A 19,832-nucleotide genomic window follows, 5' to 3' on the forward strand; every position below is an offset into this window, starting at 1 on the left:
AATATGGTTATCCCTTGTTCCACAGTATGACGTCAATGTGACACTGAAATGTCAATTTGTTGTAAAAACACCCAACTGATAGATAAATCGATGCTAGAATTTCAATCTGCATGGGTTTGGTTTAACATACGCCCCCTTTTTGTTTCCCCCGCTTCAAATAGAGAATTAAAGATGCCTTTTGCTTTAGGTCAACGCTGGATTAGTGATACCGAGTCGGAGCTCGGATTAGGAACCGTCGTTCAAATTGAAGGCCGCATGGTTACGCTGCTGTTCCCTGCCACTGGAGAAAACCGGATGTTTTCTCGCAGTGAAGCTCCCTTAACTCGGGTTATTTTTAACCCCGGTGACACCGTAGAAAGCGGTGAAGGCTGGAGTATCACCATCAATGAGGTTGAAGAAAAAAGCCAATTGGTGATTTATCACGGGATTCATAGCGAAACCCAAGAAAACGTCAGCCTTCGTGAAACAATGCTGAGCCACAATATTCGTTTTAATAAGCCACAAGATCGTTTATTTGCTGGGCAAATCGATCGTTTAGAGCGTTTTGGTGTGCGTTACCAATGTCAGCTATTACGCCATAAATTAGCCACATCAGATTTACTGGGCCAGCAAGGCCCGCGCGTTGGACTGATTGCGCATCAGCAGTGGATTGCTCACGAAGTCGGTCGTCGCTATGCACCGCGTGTATTACTGGCCGATGAAGTGGGTTTAGGTAAAACCATTGAAGCAGGCCTGATTATTCATCAGCAATTATTAACCGGTCGTGCTGAACGTATTTTAGTGATTGTGCCAGACACACTGCGTCATCAGTGGTTAGTCGAAATGCTACGCCGCTTTAACCTGCGTTTCTCTGTATTTGATGAAGACCGTTGCGTTGAAGCCTATGCCGACAATGACAACCCGTTTTATACCGAACAGTTAATCATTTGCTCACTTGATTTATTGCGCAAGAAAAAACGCCTAGAGCAAGCTTTAGACGCTGACTGGGACTTAATGGTTGTCGACGAAGCACATCACTTAGAATGGTCTGAAGACGCGCCAAGCCGCGCCTATCAAATCGTAGAAGCATTAAGTGAAGTGGTGCCTGGTGTTTTACTGCTTACCGCGACCCCAGATCAATTAGGTCATCAAAGTCACTTTGCGCGTTTACGTTTACTCGATCCAGATCGTTTTTACGATTACGACGCATTTTTAGCAGAAGAATCGAGCTACAAAGACGTTGCTGATGCCGCTGAAGCATTAAGTAAAGACGCTAAGTTGCCTGACAGTGCAATCAACAGTTTAACGGAACTGCTCAGCGAAAAAGACATTGAGCCAAGTATTCGCTTAATCCAATCAAAAGAGGTTGATAGCGAGCTACAACAAGCGGCGCGCCAAGACTTATTGCAAGAGTTACTCGACCGTCACGGGACTGGCCGCGTGCTGTACCGTAACAGCCGCGCCTCGGTAAAAGGCTTCCCTAAGCGTTTCTTTAATGCCTACCCACAAGAAATGCCGGCTCAATATGTCACCGCAGAGCGTGTTAATGCCATGATGGGCAGCGCAAAAACGGCGCAAGCTAAAGCGATACAAGCGTTAAGCCCTGAAAAACTCTACCAAGCATTTGAAAATGACAGTGCCAGTTGGTGGAAGTTTGATCCGCGCGTAGATTGGTTAATCGAATTTTTAAAATCGCATCGCAGCAAAAAAGTGCTGATTATTGCCAGCCAGGCAGAAACAGCCCTTAGCCTTGAAGAAGCCTTGCGTACTCGCGAAGGGATTCAAGCAACAGTATTCCACGAGGGCATGTCGATCATCGAGCGCGATAAAGCCGGTGCTTACTTTGCCCAAGAAGAAGGCGGTGCACAGGCACTCATTTGTTCTGAAATTGGTTCTGAAGGACGTAACTTCCAGTTTGCGAGCCACTTAGTATTGTTCGACTTACCGCTCAATCCAGACTTACTTGAGCAGCGTATTGGTCGTTTGGATCGCATCGGCCAACAAAACGATATTCAAATACATTTACCTTACCTACGCGACACTGCGCAAGAACGTTTAATGCGTTGGTATCATGAAGGCCTTAATTCATTTGAGTTAACGTGTCCTAGTGGCCATGTGTTATTTGGTGAGTTTGCCGATGAGTTGATAGGCGTACTGAGTCACGACGATGAAGATGCCATGGTGCAGCTACTTAACCATACGCAGCACCGCTATAAAGAACTCAAACAGGCCATGGAACAAGGCCGCGACAAGCTGCTAGAGATTAACTCTCATGGTGGTGAGCGTGCCAATAAATTAGTACAACGTTTGTCAGACAGCGACAACGACACCCAGTTGATTGGTTCGGTTATTCGCCTTTGGGACATCATTGGTGTTGATCAAGAAGACCGTGGTGAAAACTCGATTATTTTGCGCCCTAGCGAGCACATGATGTTCCCCACTTACCCAGGCTTGTATGAAGATGGCATAACGGTAACCTTTGATCGTACTACAGCCTTATCACGTGATGATATTGCGTTTATCTCGCAAGAACATCCGCTAGTGCAAACAGGCTTAGATTTAATCACAAGCTCTGAAACCGGCACCACTAGTGTGGCAATCCTTAAAAATAAAGCGCTGCCTGCTGGCACATTATTTTTAGAATTGATCTACATGGCTGACGCATCAGCCCCTAAATCAACTCAGTTATACCGTTATTTACCGCCAACCCCTATCCGTGTGTTGCTCGATAAAAACGGCTTAAACCTGGCCGATAAAGTCGATTATGCCAGCTTTGATAAACAGCTAAGTGCAGTAAATCGACATATCGCCAGTAAACTAGTCAATGCATCGCAGCCAATATTGCACCCTTTATTTGCTAAAGGTGAAGAGCATGCAAAACAAGCTCTGGGCGACTTAGTCACCGATGCACGCGCTAAGATGACCCAACAATTAACTGGTGAGCTTGAACGACTTGAAGCCCTAAAAGCCGTTAACCCGAACATTCGCGAAGATGAGCTAGAATATATTCGCAACCAAATGGTCGAGCTAACCGGTTACATGGACAACAGCCAGTTACAGCTTGATGCTATCCGCATGGTGTTAGTGAGTCACGTTTAATCCCTATTACCTTAGGGAAAACATTTAGTGCTTTGATAATGCCCTGTTTTCAGGGCATTATTGTTTTTAGATTTTATATTTACTGATGAGGTTTTTGTGCAAGTAAGACATTTTTGCCACATAGTAATGATTGCAGTTGGGCTGTGGGCACTCACTCCTGCCGCAAGTGCGCAGCAAAAGTACGCTCACTTAAACAGCAATGAAATTAAGTTTATTACCGTTGACGGTAAACAATCTGAAGTATTAGTGCGCTCATGGCAGAGTAAAAAACAATTTGGTTCGCTGATGATTGTAGGACCATCAGACACCGATGCAGACGCTAACGGGCTGGCGAGTTATTTACGTACTCAAATTAATACTCGCGGCTGGGCCAGCATCAGCTTAACCCCGGCAAAAGGGCTTTATCGCCCCAACTATGCCACCAAACCTGAAGATATTAACAAAGCCGGCAGCGAACAAATCACCCTCAGCACCAATAAAAGCATCCCTAAGTACACCTCAGAACAATTGCTCGAACTGCGTAATTTTCAACAAGCGGCGCTAAGCGAAGCAATAAATCAGCTCGGCTCAACCGTAAGCTTATTTCCGGGGGCCAGTATTCTCGTTGCTATTGACGACAGCGCGGGCATGGTAACCAACTTACTTTATGACAAAAAAATCCCCACACCCGATGTATTTGTGGTGGTTAACCCTTACCGCGAGTTTGAATATTTAATCGATCCGCAAAGTCAGCGTAAATCGATCGCTGAGCAGTTAGTGACAATGTCATTACCGATCCTCGACATTCAATCGAGCGATGCCCATCCTATTTCGATTACCGAAGCGCCCACAAGACTGAATTACAACCAAGTGAAACCCGCTCGCTATTATCGCCAATATCAAATGAGTTTGGATTTTAGCAATCAAAGCGGCTGGGAAGAGGCTCTCGATCAAATAGAAGGTTTTTCACGAACCGTTATCGGTAGATAAAAAGTCCTTATCACTTCTATTATCAGTATCAATCATGACCACCAAGATTGCCTAGATAGATAAGCCTTGTCAGGATTTTTAGTTTGCCTAATAGCCGCAATCACTCGGTTTTTGCCCATTAACAAACGAATTTGACTCAGAGATTCTCGAGCTAATAAGCTGCGGATCGACCCTGTCCAATTTCGGTTGATGCTTAGCTTAATGGCGGCATTCGCATCAGGAGAAGTACGCATAATTTTATTGGCTAGTTCCACTGCGGCGTCATAAGGCGTATCACTGATTTGAGTAATCATACCCAACTCAAGCGCTTGTGGCGCCGTTAAAATATCAGCAGTATAAGTCAGCATTAACGCTTTATCTTTAGGCATAATTTGACGTAACGCCACCAACCCAGCCATATCAGGTACTAAGCCCCATTTCGCTTCCATGATCGATAATTTGCAATCAGGACTGGCAATACGAATATCGGCGCCCAGTGCTATTTGCATGCCGCCACCGTAGCAACAACCTTCAAGAACTGCAATAACAGGCATAGGCAACCGCTGCCACCCCAGAGACACTCGTTGTGCTAAATTGGCATTACCGGGTAGCCACTTAAACAATAACTTCATGGCTTTGCTCGGCGAACTCGCCACACTTTTAACATCTAAACCGGAACAAAAATTCCCTTCGGCACCAGACAACACCACCGCGTTAACACTTTTATTTGCAGCAATTTGCTTAATCACCTTATCAATCGCCTTAAACATCTCAAAACTGAGCGCATTGATTTTACTCGGACGGTTTAAACAGACATGCGCTATTCCGTGTTCGATACTAAGCTTAATTAAATCCTTTTCCATAAATGGGTTCCGCTCATCTGGTCAGTCCAGTTTTCAGGTTAACATATCTGGACTATCTGTCGAATAGTAATAACATGACAAATAAGCGTCACTGGTCAAAATATTGCCATGATGTTTATAGTAGAATAATGAAGATGACTTATTTTCGATTAACACCCAACAGGTAATATCGTGCTTGAAACTGTTAATAATGGGAGTTACACCGCAACTTATGTTACAAAGTTGTTTTTTATGACGTTGAATTACCCATTTTATTAACAATTAAGTATAATGAATGTTCAAAAACAAAGTGCTGTAAAACAGCCCTAATAATAACGATGACGCCTCGCACCACTCGCGACTGCATTTAAGAGTGCTTTTTCCTAAAGGCGAATTAAGGAACACCTGTCACAATGACTATACCGATATTGATATGTGATGATTCTGCATTAGCCAGAAAACAAATGGCACGAACTCTGCCCAAAGATTGGGACGTTGAAATTAGCTACGCCACAAATGGTGCAGAAGGTCTCGATATTATCCGTGCCGGTAAAGGCGAAATTGTATTTCTCGACCTTAACATGCCTGTGATGGACGGTTACGAAGTGCTCCAGGCAGTACAACAACAAGACTTGCCCGCACTGATCATTGTGGTGTCCGGCGATATTCAAATTAAAGCCCATGAACGGGTTAAAGCATTGGGCGCACTCGACTTTATTCAAAAGCCTGTGAGCGCCGATGCCATCAGTAACATCTTGCAAGAATATGGCATTCTGACTCTGACTCAAGGCTCTAAAGCCGACGACACGCCAATAATGAAAGTGGACTTGCGCGATGCATGTCAAGAAATCGCTAACGTTGCGATGGGCCGCGCTGCCGATTTATTAGCAAAATTACTCGATGTATTCGTATTACTACCAATTCCAAACGTTAACGTGCTTGAAGTGAGCGAGCTCACCATGGCATTAAAAGCCACTGAGCAGAGTGCAAAAGTATCAGGGCTTTGCCAAGGGTTTATTGGTGCTGGCATTGCGGGTGAAGCATTGTTGCTATTCCATGATTCTAGCTTTGAAGACATGGCAAAACTGATGGGGTTAGAGAACCCAGATGATATTAATACTGAAATCGAAGTCATGATGGACACAGGTAATGTGCTCATAGGGGCTTTTTTAAATGGTATTTCAGAACAGCTCGACATGAAATTCAGCCAGGCGCATCCCGTGGTGCTTGGTAGACATTGCAGCGTTAACGAACTCATACACGACAATTCAGAAAAGTGGCAGCGCACTCTCGCTATGGAAATTAATTATCGCATTGAAGATTACAATATCCAATGCGACTTATTGCTGCTGTTTACAGAAGATTCAATCCCTACGCTTAACTACAAGCTCGGCTACCTACTCGACTAACGCTGGATAACTTTATTATGTCAAATGACCAAAGTGCGATGAACGAACTACACTGGCTAATCGATATGGTACAAACCATTGAAGTAGGCCTAGTGGTGCTCGATCGCGACTATAATATTCAGCTGTGGAACGGGTTTATGGAAAACCACAGCGGCGTATCGCCTAATTCAATTAAAGGCCATAACTTATTTGAAAAGTTTCCCGAGTTGCCTGCAGATTGGCTTAAGCAAAAGATGGAGTCGGTGTTTGTCTTAAAAAACCGCACTTTTATTAGTTGGGAACAGCGCCCATATGTATTCAAATTTAAAAATTATCGTCCGGTTACTGGTCGCGCTGATTTTATGTTCCAAAACATCACTTTGCTACCACTTGCATCGCTTACTGGGCAAATTACTCATATCAGTATTATTGTTTATGATGTTACCGACATTGCGGTCAATAAATTACAATTAAAGGCCGCTAACGAGCAATTAGAAGAGCTAAGCCAAACCGATGGTTTAACCCAACTGCATAATCGTCGTCATTGGCAGCTTTGCATGGAAAAAGAGTTTGAGCGTCATTCGCGCTACGGCGATACCTCAACCTTAGTGATGATCGATATCGATAACTTTAAGCAGGTTAACGATAAATATGGTCACCCTGCGGGCGATAAAGTGATTCAACACATTGCGTATCTATTAAAACAGTCGCTACGCGAAACCGATTGCGCTGGCAGATATGGCGGAGAAGAGTTTGCTGTTGTGCTGTCGAAAACCACGGCTGACGAAGCATTACACTTTACAGAGCGCCTAAGACAGCGCATTGAAGAGTCTGAAGTCGCATTCGATAATCGCCTCATTAAAGTCACGGTGAGTTTAGGCATTAACGATCTTAGCTCGCAAATTGATAACAGTTCTAACTGGTTATCTGGTGCAGACAAAGCATTATATATGGCTAAACAAGAAGGCCGTAATAAGAGCGTGGTGTTTAAATAACAAACCGAAACGACCTTTAGATTAATCGATAGTGCGACATGATATCACTGGCCCTCGCGACAATAATCCACATCGACTAAAATAAAAAACGCTCATCAATGATGAGCGTTTTTTTAATGTTTACCGTTGCGGATTAATGAAACGAATCGGTTTCATCGTCGTCAAAACCATCATCTTCAAATTCATCATCTTCGTCGTCATCTTCAGCATCTGCTTCATCGCCAACAAAGTAAGTACCCCAACCGTCGTAATCCACTTTTTGCTTAACAGCAAGCTGAATCATTTGTTCACAGGCCTTATCAAGCAAAGGCGTTTCTAACTTGTGATGGGCAATTGCGTCAAAACAAAAAATGATAGAACCATCGTCTAATTCCATTTCTTCGGCATCGTTAACTTCAAAGCCAAGCTTAAATGCATCAACAGCGGCTTTTTCTAAACGGTCAAAGTTGGTCGCCGAAAAATGATGTTCAATTGTATATTCCGCATCAGGCTCTGAACCATCAGCAAGTAAGGCATCAACAATTTCGCGGTTTTCAGCAAATTGCTCTTTTAACTGACGCTCGACAGACATGGATTACTCCGTTAATAAACACATATAAATTTTAGCCAATTATACCCAAACTCAAGTAAGTTGCGAACTTATCAACGCAGTTTAGTGTTTAACGGTTTGATTTAATGCTAACGCTTCTTTATTTAACTCAACCAGTCTTGCTGACATGGCCTCATGAACTTTAGCACTAAAGGCTTTAACGTCATTTTTAGTTAATCCTTCAGTCGGCATCGGTGGCATCATTTCGACAATCACAATACCGTTATTCCAACGATTTAACTTAATATGGTTCTGACATGAAGCTAATACCGGTACAACAGGCACTTGCGCTGCGATAGCCGTGTGAAATGCGCCCACTTTAAAGGGTAATAAACCGCGACCACGTGAACGAGTTCCCTCAGGAAAAATCCACACTGATAACAACTTAGTTTTCATTTTCTCTACGGTTTTAGCCATCGTATCAAACGCGCTATGACGGTTTTTACGGTCAATCAGAATATTGCCAGACAACCAATAAATCTGCCCAAACAATGGCATCCACGCCAAACTCTTTTTACCTAGGCTTACGGTACCTTTTGGCACTGCAGAGGTGTGAGTGAACAAATCGAAGTTGTTTTGATGGTTTGCTAAATAGATGCACGGTTGTGGCATGTCACTGACAGGATGAACCCGGGTAATGACTTTTATGCCCAACACCGGCGCAACAGAAGAGAAAATCTTAGCCACGACATGAACGTTATTGCGATGCATTGGCCTTAAAAGGCAAAAAACCATTACGAAAACAAAGGCTAAAAACAATAGCACGGCGAGAATAATTAAACGAGCGATTAGCAGCACAGCATACTCCTGCAAAATAATTGTCGACAGTATAACGATGCAGGTCTAGGGACTCAATTATTTTGTTTACATATGTACGCTGAAATACTCTGCCCTGCTATACAGGGCAGAATAACACGATTTATGTGACAGCCATGCGACATGCCTAGGCTAAAGGAATGTCGCAATGTTTAATGATGTCATACTAACGATGCAAACTAAGCCGCTGTAGGACGAAGTTTGAGTAACTGCCTAAACACTAGCGCGCTGATCGCCAATGTCGCGACAATCGCTGCGCCGCTTGGCAAGTCGTAGCTAGCAGACAATAATAAGCCTGCTACATAACCAACGATACCAACGGCATAAGCCCACCCGAGTTTATATTTACCTAAGTATTTGTTTAATGCCAATGCCGGTAAAATAAGGGTGCTGAACACTAAATACACCCCAACAAGCTCTACCGATAAGGTAATCACTAACGCAAATAAAAAGTAAAAACCCGCCCCGTCGAGTATATTGGGCTTAATCGCAATTAATGCCAAAATCGCAACAGAGACCACAGCAGGTATCATCAACTGCGACCAACTCACCCACAAAATTTGCCCAGACATAAGCTGTTTTAACAACTCTGCACCATGAGGATCGTTTGCCAGCAATAGCATCGCCGCAACAGCGCTTAACACATAAAAGCAACCAATCATTGCCTCAAGCTCACCTGTCAGCCGCTTAGCCATCCAGGCTATAACGCCAGCGCCAGCAAGTGCAAACAATGCCGGCATCCACATATGAACAAAAGGTAAACCTTCGACATCATGATCCATGTGAGACACTATCGCCCCTAACGCTGCGACTTGTGCAATGGCTAAGTCGATAAAAATAATACCGCGCTTTAGCACTTGCTGGCCCAGCAACACATGAGTTGATAACACCAACAAACCTGCCGCTAACGCGGGTAATAATATCGACAGAAGCTCAACATCAAACATGGCGTTATTTCACCCCATTTAGTAGGGCTAATAAGCTGTCATATAGGCTGAATAAATCTTGGCTTTGCTCATTGCCACCCACAGACATAGGTAACATCACAACGGGTAAATTAGCACGTTCACCTAACCATTTTGCACCACGTTCGTCCTGATAAGACGCCACTATTACGGCCATAACATCGCCTTTTTCTGCGCGAGTCAGTAAACTTGCTAAGTGGCTACTGGTAGGGGCCAAACCTGGTTTTGGTTCGAGGTCGGCAACTTGTTCTATTCCAGTCCAGTTAAATAAATAACGGAAACTTGAGTGATAAGCGATAACCTTTTTACCGGCCAAACCTTTAGCTTGCGCTTGCCACTGAGGAATTTTAGCCTCCCAACGTTGACTAAAATCAGCTAAAGACTGCTGATATTCGCTGCTGTTTTGCGGATCAATTTCAATCAGTTTTGCACTCAGCGCTTTAGCCACGCTTAACATACGCTCAGGATCTAAATGCAAATGAGGGTTCCCCTTTGCATGAACATCTCCCATTGAGCGGTCAACACTGGTGAGTTTATCTAACGTATCGATTTGCTCAGCGGCAAAAAATAAGCCTTTATCGGTTGATTTAACCTTTGGGTTAGAGGCTTTCATCTGCAACATCGGTAGCCAGCCAATTTCTAAATCAGCACCCGCACACACTACCAAATCTGCCTGGCGCATTTTAGCAATTAAGCTTGGACGTGCTTGCACTTGATGGGGGTCTTGCATAGCTGTCGTAGCTGAATATACATCAGCCGACGGAGCTAACGTTTTAGCTAAAGCACCGTATTCTGCTTCACAGGCAAATACATTAAGTTCCGCTTTTGCTGTCGCGGTAAACAGCAGTGACAATGACGTCACTGCTAAAAGCATTTTAGAATTGATGCGCACCGTGAGCTCCTAATGACATGACATATTGTAAAGTAACGATATTATCATCTTCCACTCCGTCAAAGTTAGTTCCATCTTGGTGAGTAAACTGAAAGCGAACTGCGGTGAAATGGCTGCTGTGCCAAGCAAGGCTGACTTCAGTTTCTTTTAGTTTTTGTGGATCAAGGTGATCTTCATGAATCTCATAAGTATCGACTTGTCCATAACGTACACCAGCAGACCAGCTTGGAGAAAACTGATAAACGCTGCTTAAATACCAACCTTCATGATAATCATCACCGCTTAACTCATGGTCATCTACATCGCCGACATCATCAACGTGACCAGGCTCTTCACCAAAAATATCTGTCACTCTGAAATATTCACCGCTTACAGTAAGATTTTGGTACTTGTAGTTACCATTGGGTGCCCACTTGTAGACAAAATCTGCAATATAAGTGTTTTCCCCAGTGTATGAAGCACTGTGGCTGTGCTCATGCTCATCAGCTATTTCTTCTTCATCTTCTTCGTGCTCTTCAGCATACGCTAAGCCATTTTCATTGCGTAAATAACTTAACCCTAACTGCCACGAACTTTCAATACCTATGTCACCACCAATTTTGGTTAGTGCGGTAAATACACCGACATCGTCAAAATCACGCTCGCCATGTTCGTCAGTAGCGCGCAAACTGTCCCCGCCAAATGCTTCAACACCCATGGTCCAGTACAGATCAGTTGGGGCAACATAACTTAAGCGCACACCATCATCAAAATAATGGCCGCCTAAAAAAGCACGATATGCCGCAGGGCGCTCAGAAAATGCATCCGTGTGTAGATGTTGATTATTTAAGTAACCAACATCAGACAAGAAACGACCCGCACGCACAGACAAACCACTTGGTAGCGCTAACGTTTGAATAAAAGCTTCTTCCAAATTCAATTCCGTTTCGCCATCGGCTGACTCAATTACGGCTGTGACTTTACCGTAAAAGTTGTCATCAATATTGGCACTTAACGCCAGCTCCGTTTCGCCTAGTCCAAAGCCTTCTTCACGCTCAGCTAAAGGGCGATCGCCCGTTTGATAATAACCGTCTAATACGGCACTAATACTAGGATTAGTTAAGCTTGAGTCTTCAGCCATTGCCGAATAAGAACTAACAGCACACGCCAGTGCCAATACAGAAATGCGAGTGTTTAACGCAGACATGATATCTCCAAAATACAACAAATAGCCGACTTTCTAGGTATAAATACACCGGCTGATAACAGAAAAATTGATGTGCCTAAATCAGGGGGGTAAAAGATTGATAATCTTATTGATTAAACGCGATTAAGCTGGCTATTTAGCTTTGCTAAGACACTGAATTAACACCACAATAGCTTGTCTATTGCAGGTGAAGAATACAGTTCGCAAAGTAAAAGGCGGCTTTAGCGTCGTTTACTATCCTGAGTTTAGGTAAAATACGTTGTTGGATTAACGAGAAACAGGTGGGGCGCGGCTTTGATAATAAGCATGAAATACGCTAAGCAGAAATGGTAGCGTATATTGTTGACGTTCAAAAGTTTGCTTACTTGCGTTAAATACAAGTTCGCTGGTGTGAATCGTTTTATTTAACTGATGTTGATGAAAACATAAGGTACAGTGATTTTGCACCCCATCATCAAGATGGCGCACTGAGTGGGCAGACGCAGCAATAGACAGCACAATCAAAATGGCACTGAGCCAGATTGCGATAGTTTGTCTAATGTGGATGCGTGAACTCAACGGCACAACTCCATCAGGTTAATAAATGTGAGCATTAGTGTAAAATAGCCGTGCTGAAAAGCAACACATAGATTGTGACAATTCATGATCATGGGCTAAATCCATGGCGTCACAGTCGACTTTTTCATCACGTTGAGTGTTTTTAAGATAAGCTTAAGCTGTGACTCATACCATTAACGCAATAGACAATACCACCTCAATAGGATCCACATCATGACACAATTTATTCGCGAAAATATCGGCATCATTTTAGTCATGGCCATCGTAGGCATTGTCGTACTCGGCGGAATTTACTATGTAGAGTCGTCATTAGAAAGCCAAGTCATCGTGGTTGACTAAACCAATCTGGCCAAGCTTATTTTTTATTTATGCTAGCGTCATCTTCTGGCGCTTCAACCATGTTTAAATGATCCATAATATGTGATAACCCCACTACAATTACCGCTAAAATAATCAATGGCGTGGTGATATGTGTAACGCCTTCAACAAAATAAGCCACTAACGCTGCTATCACCCCACTATAAAAACCGACTATTTTGATCATAGCTAACGCTTTATTGTGCCCAAGCCATGCTGCACAATGCGGACATTGCACCTCAACCGATAACCCCTTGCCGCGGCTTTCTGTGACTTTAGCAATAGAAAAGTGTTTGTAGCAATGGGCGCATTGCAGTGCCATGTTGAGTACCGTTAATCAATAATGGTCGCAAGTTTAACAAATAACCCTGCTAATAACATCGCTGAACATAGCTCCATCTGTGGTTTTCTACTATCATAATCGCAACTTGGCCTCATAGGACGCGCTTAGATGTTACGGATTTTACCTGCTTTACTTTTATTGATAACCACATTGTTACTGACTCCATCAGTGTTAGCACAAGACCCCATTGCAGCAGTACCAGAAACAACCAGTGTCGCTATCGACACTAATACGCTCAATAAAATGACCTTGTTGCAACAAACCATTGACCATGACACGAAGCTACTACCTGTAGCTAAAGGCGAGATGCGGACCATTACCGAATACCGTATTAAAAATAAGTCCTCACAACTGCGTGACGAAATCGACCAATTGATTAGGGCCGGTACAACAGATCCACAATACCTTATCCCCTTAGTGCAAAATCAATTGGTGTTTTTACGCCAGGTGATTAACTATTTAGATGCCGATTTATTGTTACTCAGTAATCAATTAGGCAGTGACGATGACAGTAACGTGATTGCCGCCATGTCTGACCGTGAATTTGAGCGCGACCATTACTTAAAAGCGACATTAGACACGCTGCAATGGGCAGAAATGCTAGCCATTGATGTCACCACGCAAAAGCAAACGTTTACTGATTTTATGCTTCAGCGAGCTGACCAATTTGACAGTTTAGTGAATTACACCCAAGACGAATTACAAAAAGCCGTGGCAGAAGCCGCTACTGCGGGTGCAGACATTAGCGCCGAACAAAAAGCCAATGTGCTCTCTCTAAAAGAACGTTTAGGCCAAAACAGTTCAAGCTTAGCGATTTCAGCATCGATACTTGAAAGCTTAGGGCAAAATGTATCGCAACTAAAACAAACCTTATTTAGTGTGTCTGGCGACATTACCCAGGACGTGTTGAACTTTAGCGTGGCGTCTAATTTACTTCAGGGCTGGGCAAAAGTGATTAAAGATCAAACCATCAATAACGGCCCTAACCTCACGTTTAAAATTTTGGTGTTTTTATTCATTTTGTTCGTGACCAGCTTAGTCGCCAAAATCGTAACCCAAATTATCGCCAAGACAGTCCGCGCCTCTAAATTACAATTTAGCCAGCTGTTACAAGAGTTTTTTATCTCGCTGTCGAGCAAAGTCGTCTACGCGGTGGGCTTATTAATCGCCTTATCACAACTGGGATTTGAACTTGGGCCATTACTGGCAGGCTTTGGTATCGCCGGTGTGATTATCGGGTTTGCATTACAAGACACACTGTCAAACTTTGCCTCGGGCATGATGATCTTAATTTATCGCCCATTTGATGTAGGTAACTTGATTAATGCCGCCGGCGTTACCGGCCGAGTAAGCCACATGAGCTTAGTGTCGACCACTATCAAAACGTTGGATAACCAAAGACTGATTGTCCCTAACAATAAAATTTGGGGAGACACGATTAACAATATTACCGCTGAGCATCAACGCCGTGTCGACATGACGTTTGGTATTAGTTACAGCGACAATATTGAGCATGCGGAAACGATTTTAAAAAGCATTGTTGAGCAACACCCTAAAGTGAATGCCCAACCAGAACCGATTGTAAAACTGCATACATTAGGCGAATCATCGGTCGACTTTATCGTTAGACCCTGGGTAAAACCAGATGATTACTGGGAAGTGTATTGGGATATTACTCGCGAAGTTAAAATGCGCTTTGACGCTGAGGGTATTAGCATTCCGTTCCCACAACGCGATGTGCATATTTATCAAAAATAATAAGCGGGTATACACGAAAAAAGCTCAAGTCAGTGACTTGAGCTTTTTGCTATTGGCATTAACACTTATTGCTTATAAATAAGTCACATTGCCCTGCAAATGTGGTCTGCGCCCTTTAACGTCACGCATTTCAAAACGTTTACCGTTTTCAATAGTTTCAAAGCCAAAAGTGACTTCAGATGGCATAAACACAGGTAGCTTAAACTCAACATCCACCTGAAAAGGTTTATCGCCAATAAAGGTCATTAATTGCGATAATGCACGCGCTTTAGACCACATACCATGGGCAAGTACACGCTCAAAGCCGAAACGTTTCGACAATAAAGGATGCAAGTGAATCAGATTATAATCGCCAGAGGCTTTAGCGTAACGACGACCTAAATCTTCCGTTAAACGCCATTGCTTTACATCTTCCCAGGCCATTTCCGACGCCTTCGGAGGACGAGCGCGACGACCGGGTGTGTCGATACGATATAAATACGTCGACAACGCTTGCCATACTAATTCGTCCGCGACAAATACCTTAGAGACTAAGTCAAACTCAAGTCCTGAATCGGTATTACGACTGCCAGAGAGTTCACATTGCACCGTTAAGATTTCATCTGCTCGCACGGGGCGAAATACACTGATGCTATTTTTAAGGTGGATCATTCCTAGCAACGGGAACGTCACCGCTTTATGGGTAAAAATAGTCGCATGTAATCGAAATGCCCACACATATAAATACGTTGGCGGTAGCGTCACACCGTCGAATTCAAAGCCACACACTTCAGCATATTGGCGAATTTTCTCTTGTGACATAACCACATTTGATGCTTGCACATAAATCGTCGGCAGCGGTTGCTGATCCCATCCAGGTTTACGCCCAAACAGAATTTTGCGATATAAAGACAAAAGCGAAGGCATTGCCTTTAATTCGATAGCGAAGTCGTGACTCACAATATGTACCCTATATAGGCAGCCAAAATACTAAGCTGCAAAATGGTTAATGGATCATTATACCTTACAGCATTGAGGTTACTAAATAGCTAATTGTTAAATGCGTTTAATATCCGTTGTGGTGACAGTCCTTGTTGATTTATCGGCAAACTTTTCTTTACTGTCTGTACACAATTAATGATTTGTCTTTACCTTTTTTCATTCACAATGAGACAATTGCCGCACTGACATTGACCCAAAACGTGATGATACCGTGCAAGATAAAAACTTCGATAAACTGAGCCTTAAATTTGCTAAAAACATTTACGGCACCACCAAAGGTGAAATCCGCGCAGCCGTATTGTGGCGAGACCTCGCCCCCGCGCTTGCCGCGCAGGGTAAACCACGATTACGCATTTTAGATGCGGGAGGTGGATTTGGTTTTTTGAGTCAAAAATTAGCGGCTTTAGGTCACGATGTGGTGCTGTGTGATATTTCAGAACAAATGCTCGCACTGGCCAAACAACAAATTGCCGCATCCCAGACCCCCTTATCGATTGAATTAGTACACAGTCCTATTCAAGCGTTAACGGCCGCACAATATGGACAATTTGATGTCATATTGTGCCATGCCGTGGCTGAGTGGCTTATCGATGCCAACACCACCCTTAACGGATTGCTGAGTTTACTTAAACCTAATGGTTTATTTTCATTGATGTTTTATAACAAAGAAGCGTTACGATTCCACAGCCTGGTGTCGGGTAATTTTGACTATGTAAAACGCGATTTAGTGGTAAAAAAGAAGGTCGGCTTAACCCCTACACACCCACTATATATCGAAGATGTGCGCCAGTGGTTTGCACAATGGCAACTCACAATGGTGACTCAGTCAGGGGTACGGGTTATTAACGATTACTTAAAAACACATTTACCGCCTGACTTTGACACTAAACAGCTTATCGAAATGGAATTGGCCTACTCGCAACGAGAACCTTATTTATCTCTAGGTCGTTACGTGCATTTTTTAGCGCAATCATCGACAAAATAACACTCGTGATGGTTATTTACTCACAGTATCAGCATTGCAACAAAGTGCAGCGAGTGACGATTGCGCCTTGCTGTCTAAGCAAATCAGGAATAGCTTGTTGGCCGACAATATGTCCCGCACCTACCACAATAAACAGCTGCTTTTGGGTTTTGTCTTGCAGTAACTGGATTATCTTGTGTGTCATAGAATGATTACGCTGCCACAATAATTTATCTAAAAACTCATCAGACTCCCCCGCTTGCGCTTCCATAATCTGCGCTAATGCCTGAGCATCACCTTGACGCCAAGCATGGATCAAATCAAGCATTTCAGCGTCGCTGGCGTTAATGGCATCGTCGAGCATTTGTAATTGGGTTTCTGCCGAAAATGATGAAATGAGCTCAAATTGAAACTGAATGCTTTCAAGCTCAATTAACGCTTTGCCCTCTTTATTCGCGGTAAAATAAGTGTCCACACCTTGCTCTGCACTATAACCTAACCCTGCAAAGCGGTTTACGCTAATCTGCGTTGACTGCAGCCAGGGCGCATATGGCGCTAACGCCTGGCACATCGCTTGATGAGTTTGGCAATATGCCTTACGTGTGGCATCGACATCGGCAGCAATCTCTGGCGATAAGACTCCGTATTGCTGCAACAACGCAGCCGCATTACCTTGAGTGATATCAGCCTCAACCACCAATGCATCCGACTGCTTAAACGCCGATTCGATATGTTGCGCTAAGGGATAAAAATCTGTCTGGCCAATATGAATCGAACCTAATAAGTAGGCTTGCTGTTGCTGATACTCTACTTTATAAAAGACGGGCGATCCTAATGCTGCGGCAGGGAGTGCGACTAAGCACAATATCAACGCAACACATCGCTTGAGATTGAGTGCTAAAAGTCGATGAATCAAATTGATATTCAAATTAAGCCGACTTTTCCTTGTTGCTTGCATAGCAGCTCCTTATAATTAGTTATATTCTTTATTCATGCACTATGAGGCAATTATGCCGTACACCAATGTTTTTCTACAGATAAAAGAAAACCTGCAAATAGCCTATAGACAAGCCATTGATTCAGATGCCCGCCTAGACGAGTTGCGTAAAGCCGGTCATGGTAAGTTTGTGGCGATTTTTACTGAAGATCAAGGTTTTACCGAGAGCAGCAATCGCTTTTTACCTTATGTACAAGAGCTTGTCATTGAGTTCGATAAGATGCAAAACAGTACGCATGTAGCGCAAGAAACCTTAGAGGCGTTTGTTAAAAAGCTTGCGACACTGTTACAAACACTGCAAGTGTTTAAGCTTGCTAAGTAACCTAACGTTTCATTAACTGTGGTTATGTTGGCTTTGCGGGCTTTAATAGTGACTTCACTGGCTGAATAAAAAATAAAAGCTCCAATTGTGGAGCTTTTGCTTTTAAAGCGATATATCCAATGAAGTCACCAGAATAACTATAACTTAGGCTCAACACTCTTTTGCAGCCAATCGGTAAACAGCGTGGTTTCATACTGAAATGGTCTGTCATTGAAACGACGAGAACTGTACATAAAGCTCATATCAGTGATTTTTTCATCGCCGCTAATTATCACCTTATCACCCTCATTGACCGTAAAACTAAACGCCGCTCTTGGCGGATACAAATCTTTTACGATACGTAAATCACCTGGTGTCGCACCAAAGGTTGGGCGCATATCACCCGCTAAATCAAGGTTAGTCACTTGCATGTGCAAGGTTTGCCCCGATTTAAGCGACTTTTCAGCTTGTTTATTAATATTCTTGGTTAAGGTTTCAAATAACCGCTTTTCAAAACGAGACTGCAGCTCCGTAGAGGTTTTAATATCCCGAAAATCTTTTGGATTTTGCCATTCAATTTTTACCACACCGACTTCGGTTAGCGGATTAGGTTCAGGCGCATCTTCAGCCATCGCAACTTGCCCCGAAAATACCGAAGCCAATAGTAAATATTTAATCTTCATAATAAACCTCCAAAATACCTAACCGTTCTCCACTTTAACGCGGATAACTTGAGCCGCGCAGCAGTAACATGAGTCGCCACTCATAGTGACATATTCAATGCATTCACTTTAGCGCTATCAAGCTGAACCAACGCTTAACAAGAACAATCTAGTCACGCGCTTAAAATGGAAAACGTGCACTTAATAATGGATAGGTTTGACGCATAATTTTTGGCTTAGTGCTAAATTTTTTACCCACTGGCGTATTTTGCCCAGACGGCACAAAAGGTAATTCATGTCCGGTACGGTCTTCGTAAATCTGCCCGGCAATAAGATCATAATCTTCAACAAATGGATAAGCGTAATTATCCACTAACGGCCAGTCGTTTAATTCACCTAAGCAATCGGGGTTTTCTACTATGTTGTCATACCATTGCTGGCCTAAAGACAATAAGAAGCATCTAAATTCGGCAAAGGCATAATCGCTATCACACCCAGTAATAATGTAAGCCGCGCCCCAGACTGACCACAAATAGCTGCGACGCAATTGTTGGCCAAATATTTTATCAAACGCTTTTAGCGAGTCATCGTCTAAAACGGTTAATTTATCACGCAGTTGTTGCGCGGTTTCATCAGAAGATTGGCTCGGGTGCTCACGTGTAACCAGGGCCCAAAAATCGTTTTCAGTCATCAAAATATACCCACATAGCGTGTTTGTGCGATATTCTACCTCAAATTTTATAGCCAGATGACCAATATGAATCAGATAGCACAATCCGCCATGCCTTTAAGAGTAAAAATGCTGGTAGCACTGTATGCACTTCTTGCGTTAATCGCGCTTTGGCGTATGACCACTTTTTATGCATTTGATTTGCTTACCCTAGGTGTCTTACCGTTATTATTTGGCATTTTGACCCGAGCACAGTGGACGAAAGTGGTGCTATTTTTTTATGTCGGCTTACAAACCCTTGGCCTAGCCGCTATCAGCACAACCGCGATCATCGCGTATCAAATTACCCCTAATGACGTTAATTTAATGTTTCAAGGGAACGACATTCCGCTTATTCCCTTATGGTTATTACTCGCAGCACTTATTGGATTTCAATGGTGGGTTGGATTATCAACGGTCACTGGCACTTATTTAGCTCAAAAGCAGAGCAAAACGACATAACATAACTTGTCGTCTATAATCTCCTCATAAGTTTGAGTATG

Annotated in this window: 21 protein-coding genes; 9 read left to right on the plus strand and 12 right to left on the minus strand. The window is 43.2% G+C overall.

What is annotated here, in order from left to right; translation table 11 throughout:
- The first annotated feature begins 171 nt into the window (after nucleotides 1-171).
- Both rapA and AC19MX_RS05050 read left to right on the plus strand, forming a co-directional pair.
- A complete protein-coding gene (gene rapA, locus AC19MX_RS05045; protein ID WP_498296788.1) occupies nucleotides 172-3,078 on the plus strand; it encodes an RNA polymerase-associated protein RapA in 2,907 nt (968 codons plus the stop codon).
- 96 nt (nucleotides 3,079-3,174) lie between these two features.
- Nucleotides 3,175-4,047, plus strand: coding sequence for a DUF3530 family protein (locus tag AC19MX_RS05050; RefSeq protein WP_498296790.1), 873 nt, complete (start codon nucleotides 3,175-3,177; stop codon nucleotides 4,045-4,047).
- Nucleotides 4,048-4,079: 32 nt separating this feature from the next.
- On the opposite strand, the gene AC19MX_RS05055 is transcribed toward AC19MX_RS05050, so the two are convergent.
- Entirely contained in the window at nucleotides 4,080-4,889 is an 810-nt protein-coding gene (locus AC19MX_RS05055; RefSeq protein WP_498296792.1) for a crotonase/enoyl-CoA hydratase family protein, read from the minus strand.
- A 392-nt stretch (nucleotides 4,890-5,281) separates the two neighbouring features.
- Between AC19MX_RS05055 and AC19MX_RS05060 the strand changes: the two genes are divergently transcribed.
- Together AC19MX_RS05060 and AC19MX_RS05065 are read left to right on the plus strand one after the other, a co-directional pair.
- Nucleotides 5,282-6,277, plus strand: coding sequence for a response regulator (locus AC19MX_RS05060; protein WP_432400073.1), 996 nt, complete (start codon nucleotides 5,282-5,284; stop codon nucleotides 6,275-6,277).
- 17 nt (nucleotides 6,278-6,294) lie between these two features.
- A complete protein-coding gene (locus tag AC19MX_RS05065) occupies nucleotides 6,295-7,251 on the plus strand; it encodes a GGDEF domain-containing protein (RefSeq protein WP_432400074.1) in 957 nt (318 codons plus the stop codon).
- 133 nt (nucleotides 7,252-7,384) lie between these two features.
- Here AC19MX_RS05065 and rraB read toward each other — a convergent pair whose 3' ends face one another.
- The 6 genes from rraB to AC19MX_RS05095 all read right to left on the minus strand — a co-directional run bounded on the left by rraB (nucleotide 7,385) and on the right by AC19MX_RS05095 (nucleotide 12,257).
- Nucleotides 7,385-7,822 (minus strand): ribonuclease E inhibitor RraB, encoded by a 438-nt coding sequence (gene rraB, locus AC19MX_RS05070; RefSeq protein ID WP_498296794.1) that lies wholly within the window; start codon nucleotides 7,820-7,822, stop codon nucleotides 7,385-7,387.
- Between the two features lie 81 nt (nucleotides 7,823-7,903).
- Nucleotides 7,904-8,638: a 1-acylglycerol-3-phosphate O-acyltransferase gene (locus tag AC19MX_RS05075; RefSeq protein ID WP_498296796.1), complete on the minus strand. Its 735-nt coding sequence runs from the start codon at nucleotides 8,636-8,638 to the stop codon at nucleotides 7,904-7,906.
- Between the two features lie 197 nt (nucleotides 8,639-8,835).
- Nucleotides 8,836-9,603 (minus strand): metal ABC transporter permease, encoded by a 768-nt coding sequence (locus AC19MX_RS05080; protein ID WP_432400077.1) that lies wholly within the window; start codon nucleotides 9,601-9,603, stop codon nucleotides 8,836-8,838.
- A 4-nt stretch (nucleotides 9,604-9,607) separates the two neighbouring features.
- Nucleotides 9,608-10,513, minus strand: a complete 906-nt coding sequence (locus tag AC19MX_RS05085; protein WP_498296798.1) for a metal ABC transporter solute-binding protein, Zn/Mn family — start codon at nucleotides 10,511-10,513, stop codon at nucleotides 9,608-9,610.
- Nucleotides 10,497-11,699, minus strand: a complete 1,203-nt coding sequence (locus AC19MX_RS05090; protein ID WP_498296800.1) for a hypothetical protein — start codon at nucleotides 11,697-11,699, stop codon at nucleotides 10,497-10,499. Before AC19MX_RS05090 ends, AC19MX_RS05085 begins: the two co-directional genes overlap by 17 nt.
- 267 nt (nucleotides 11,700-11,966) lie before the next feature.
- Nucleotides 11,967-12,257 (minus strand): ABC-type zinc uptake system zinc chaperone, encoded by a 291-nt coding sequence (locus tag AC19MX_RS05095; protein ID WP_432400080.1) that lies wholly within the window; start codon nucleotides 12,255-12,257, stop codon nucleotides 11,967-11,969.
- Nucleotides 12,258-12,470: 213 nt separating this feature from the next.
- Between AC19MX_RS05095 and AC19MX_RS05100 the strand changes: the two genes are divergently transcribed.
- Nucleotides 12,471-12,596, plus strand: a complete 126-nt coding sequence (locus AC19MX_RS05100; protein WP_432400081.1) for a hypothetical protein — start codon at nucleotides 12,471-12,473, stop codon at nucleotides 12,594-12,596.
- Between the two features lie 16 nt (nucleotides 12,597-12,612).
- Here AC19MX_RS05100 and AC19MX_RS05105 read toward each other — a convergent pair whose 3' ends face one another.
- Nucleotides 12,613-12,936, minus strand: coding sequence for a hypothetical protein (locus AC19MX_RS05105; RefSeq protein ID WP_432400082.1), 324 nt, complete (start codon nucleotides 12,934-12,936; stop codon nucleotides 12,613-12,615).
- Between the two features lie 129 nt (nucleotides 12,937-13,065).
- On the opposite strand from AC19MX_RS05105, the gene AC19MX_RS05110 reads away from it, so the two are divergent.
- Nucleotides 13,066-14,715 carry a mechanosensitive ion channel family protein gene (locus tag AC19MX_RS05110; protein ID WP_498296802.1) on the plus strand — a complete coding sequence of 550 codons (1,650 nt, stop codon included), beginning with the start codon at nucleotides 13,066-13,068 and terminating at the stop codon, nucleotides 14,713-14,715.
- Nucleotides 14,716-14,787: 72 nt separating this feature from the next.
- Here AC19MX_RS05110 and AC19MX_RS05115 read toward each other — a convergent pair whose 3' ends face one another.
- Nucleotides 14,788-15,621: a MaoC family dehydratase gene (locus tag AC19MX_RS05115; protein WP_498296862.1), complete on the minus strand. Its 834-nt coding sequence runs from the start codon at nucleotides 15,619-15,621 to the stop codon at nucleotides 14,788-14,790.
- A gap of 286 nt (nucleotides 15,622-15,907) precedes the next feature.
- Between AC19MX_RS05115 and AC19MX_RS05120 the strand changes: the two genes are divergently transcribed.
- Nucleotides 15,908-16,681: a methyltransferase domain-containing protein gene (locus AC19MX_RS05120; protein WP_498296804.1), complete on the plus strand. Its 774-nt coding sequence runs from the start codon at nucleotides 15,908-15,910 to the stop codon at nucleotides 16,679-16,681.
- A 28-nt stretch (nucleotides 16,682-16,709) separates the two neighbouring features.
- Here the strand turns inward: AC19MX_RS05120 and AC19MX_RS05125 are convergent, their stop codons facing one another.
- A complete protein-coding gene (locus tag AC19MX_RS05125; RefSeq protein ID WP_498296806.1) occupies nucleotides 16,710-17,618 on the minus strand; it encodes a TraB/GumN family protein in 909 nt (302 codons plus the stop codon).
- A gap of 52 nt (nucleotides 17,619-17,670) precedes the next feature.
- Between AC19MX_RS05125 and AC19MX_RS05130 the strand changes: the two genes are divergently transcribed.
- Nucleotides 17,671-17,979, plus strand: coding sequence for a prephenate dehydrogenase (locus AC19MX_RS05130; protein ID WP_188956114.1), 309 nt, complete (start codon nucleotides 17,671-17,673; stop codon nucleotides 17,977-17,979).
- A 137-nt stretch (nucleotides 17,980-18,116) separates the two neighbouring features.
- On the opposite strand, the gene AC19MX_RS05135 is transcribed toward AC19MX_RS05130, so the two are convergent.
- Complete coding sequence (locus AC19MX_RS05135) at nucleotides 18,117-18,641, minus strand: DUF3016 domain-containing protein (RefSeq protein ID WP_498296808.1); 525 nt, start codon at nucleotides 18,639-18,641, stop codon at nucleotides 18,117-18,119.
- Nucleotides 18,642-18,801: 160 nt separating this feature from the next.
- On the minus strand, nucleotides 18,802-19,311 hold the full coding sequence (locus AC19MX_RS05140; protein WP_498296810.1) for a DUF4240 domain-containing protein: 510 nt from the start codon (nucleotides 19,309-19,311) through the stop codon (nucleotides 18,802-18,804).
- A gap of 108 nt (nucleotides 19,312-19,419) precedes the next feature.
- Between AC19MX_RS05140 and AC19MX_RS05145 the strand changes: the two genes are divergently transcribed.
- Nucleotides 19,420-19,791, plus strand: coding sequence for a hypothetical protein (locus AC19MX_RS05145; protein WP_498296812.1), 372 nt, complete (start codon nucleotides 19,420-19,422; stop codon nucleotides 19,789-19,791).
- The last annotated feature ends 41 nt before the right edge of the window (nucleotides 19,792-19,832 follow it).

This window comes from Shewanella sp. MF05956, assembly GCF_059758055.1.

Bases quoted from the DNA above. Each gene is read 5' to 3' on its own strand.
- AC19MX_RS05140 (WP_498296810.1), bottom strand. From the start codon at position 19,311: ATGACTGAAAACGATTTTTGGGCCCTGGTTACACGTGAGCACCCGAGC.
- AC19MX_RS05080 (WP_432400077.1), bottom strand. From the start codon at position 9,603: ATGTTTGATGTTGAGCTTCTGTCGATATTATTACCCGCGTTAGCGGCA.
- AC19MX_RS05130 (WP_188956114.1), top strand. From the start codon at position 17,671: ATGCCGTACACCAATGTTTTTCTACAGATAAAAGAAAACCTGCAAATA.
- rapA (WP_498296788.1), top strand. From the start codon at position 172: ATGCCTTTTGCTTTAGGTCAACGCTGGATTAGTGATACCGAGTCGGAG.
- AC19MX_RS05135 (WP_498296808.1), bottom strand. From the start codon at position 18,641: ATGAAGATTAAATATTTACTATTGGCTTCGGTATTTTCGGGGCAAGTT.
- AC19MX_RS05090 (WP_498296800.1), bottom strand. From the start codon at position 11,699: ATGTCTGCGTTAAACACTCGCATTTCTGTATTGGCACTGGCGTGTGCT.
- AC19MX_RS05145 (WP_498296812.1), top strand. From the start codon at position 19,420: ATGCTGGTAGCACTGTATGCACTTCTTGCGTTAATCGCGCTTTGGCGT.
- AC19MX_RS05110 (WP_498296802.1), top strand. From the start codon at position 13,066: ATGTTACGGATTTTACCTGCTTTACTTTTATTGATAACCACATTGTTA.
- AC19MX_RS05060 (WP_432400073.1), top strand. From the start codon at position 5,282: ATGACTATACCGATATTGATATGTGATGATTCTGCATTAGCCAGAAAA.
- AC19MX_RS05115 (WP_498296862.1), bottom strand. From the start codon at position 15,621: ATGCCTTCGCTTTTGTCTTTATATCGCAAAATTCTGTTTGGGCGTAAA.
- AC19MX_RS05105 (WP_432400082.1), bottom strand. From the start codon at position 12,936: ATGGCACTGCAATGCGCCCATTGCTACAAACACTTTTCTATTGCTAAA.
- AC19MX_RS05055 (WP_498296792.1), bottom strand. From the start codon at position 4,889: ATGGAAAAGGATTTAATTAAGCTTAGTATCGAACACGGAATAGCGCAT.
- AC19MX_RS05065 (WP_432400074.1), top strand. From the start codon at position 6,295: ATGTCAAATGACCAAAGTGCGATGAACGAACTACACTGGCTAATCGAT.
- AC19MX_RS05100 (WP_432400081.1), top strand. From the start codon at position 12,471: ATGACACAATTTATTCGCGAAAATATCGGCATCATTTTAGTCATGGCC.
- AC19MX_RS05125 (WP_498296806.1), bottom strand. From the start codon at position 17,618: ATGCAAGCAACAAGGAAAAGTCGGCTTAATTTGAATATCAATTTGATT.
- rraB (WP_498296794.1), bottom strand. From the start codon at position 7,822: ATGTCTGTCGAGCGTCAGTTAAAAGAGCAATTTGCTGAAAACCGCGAA.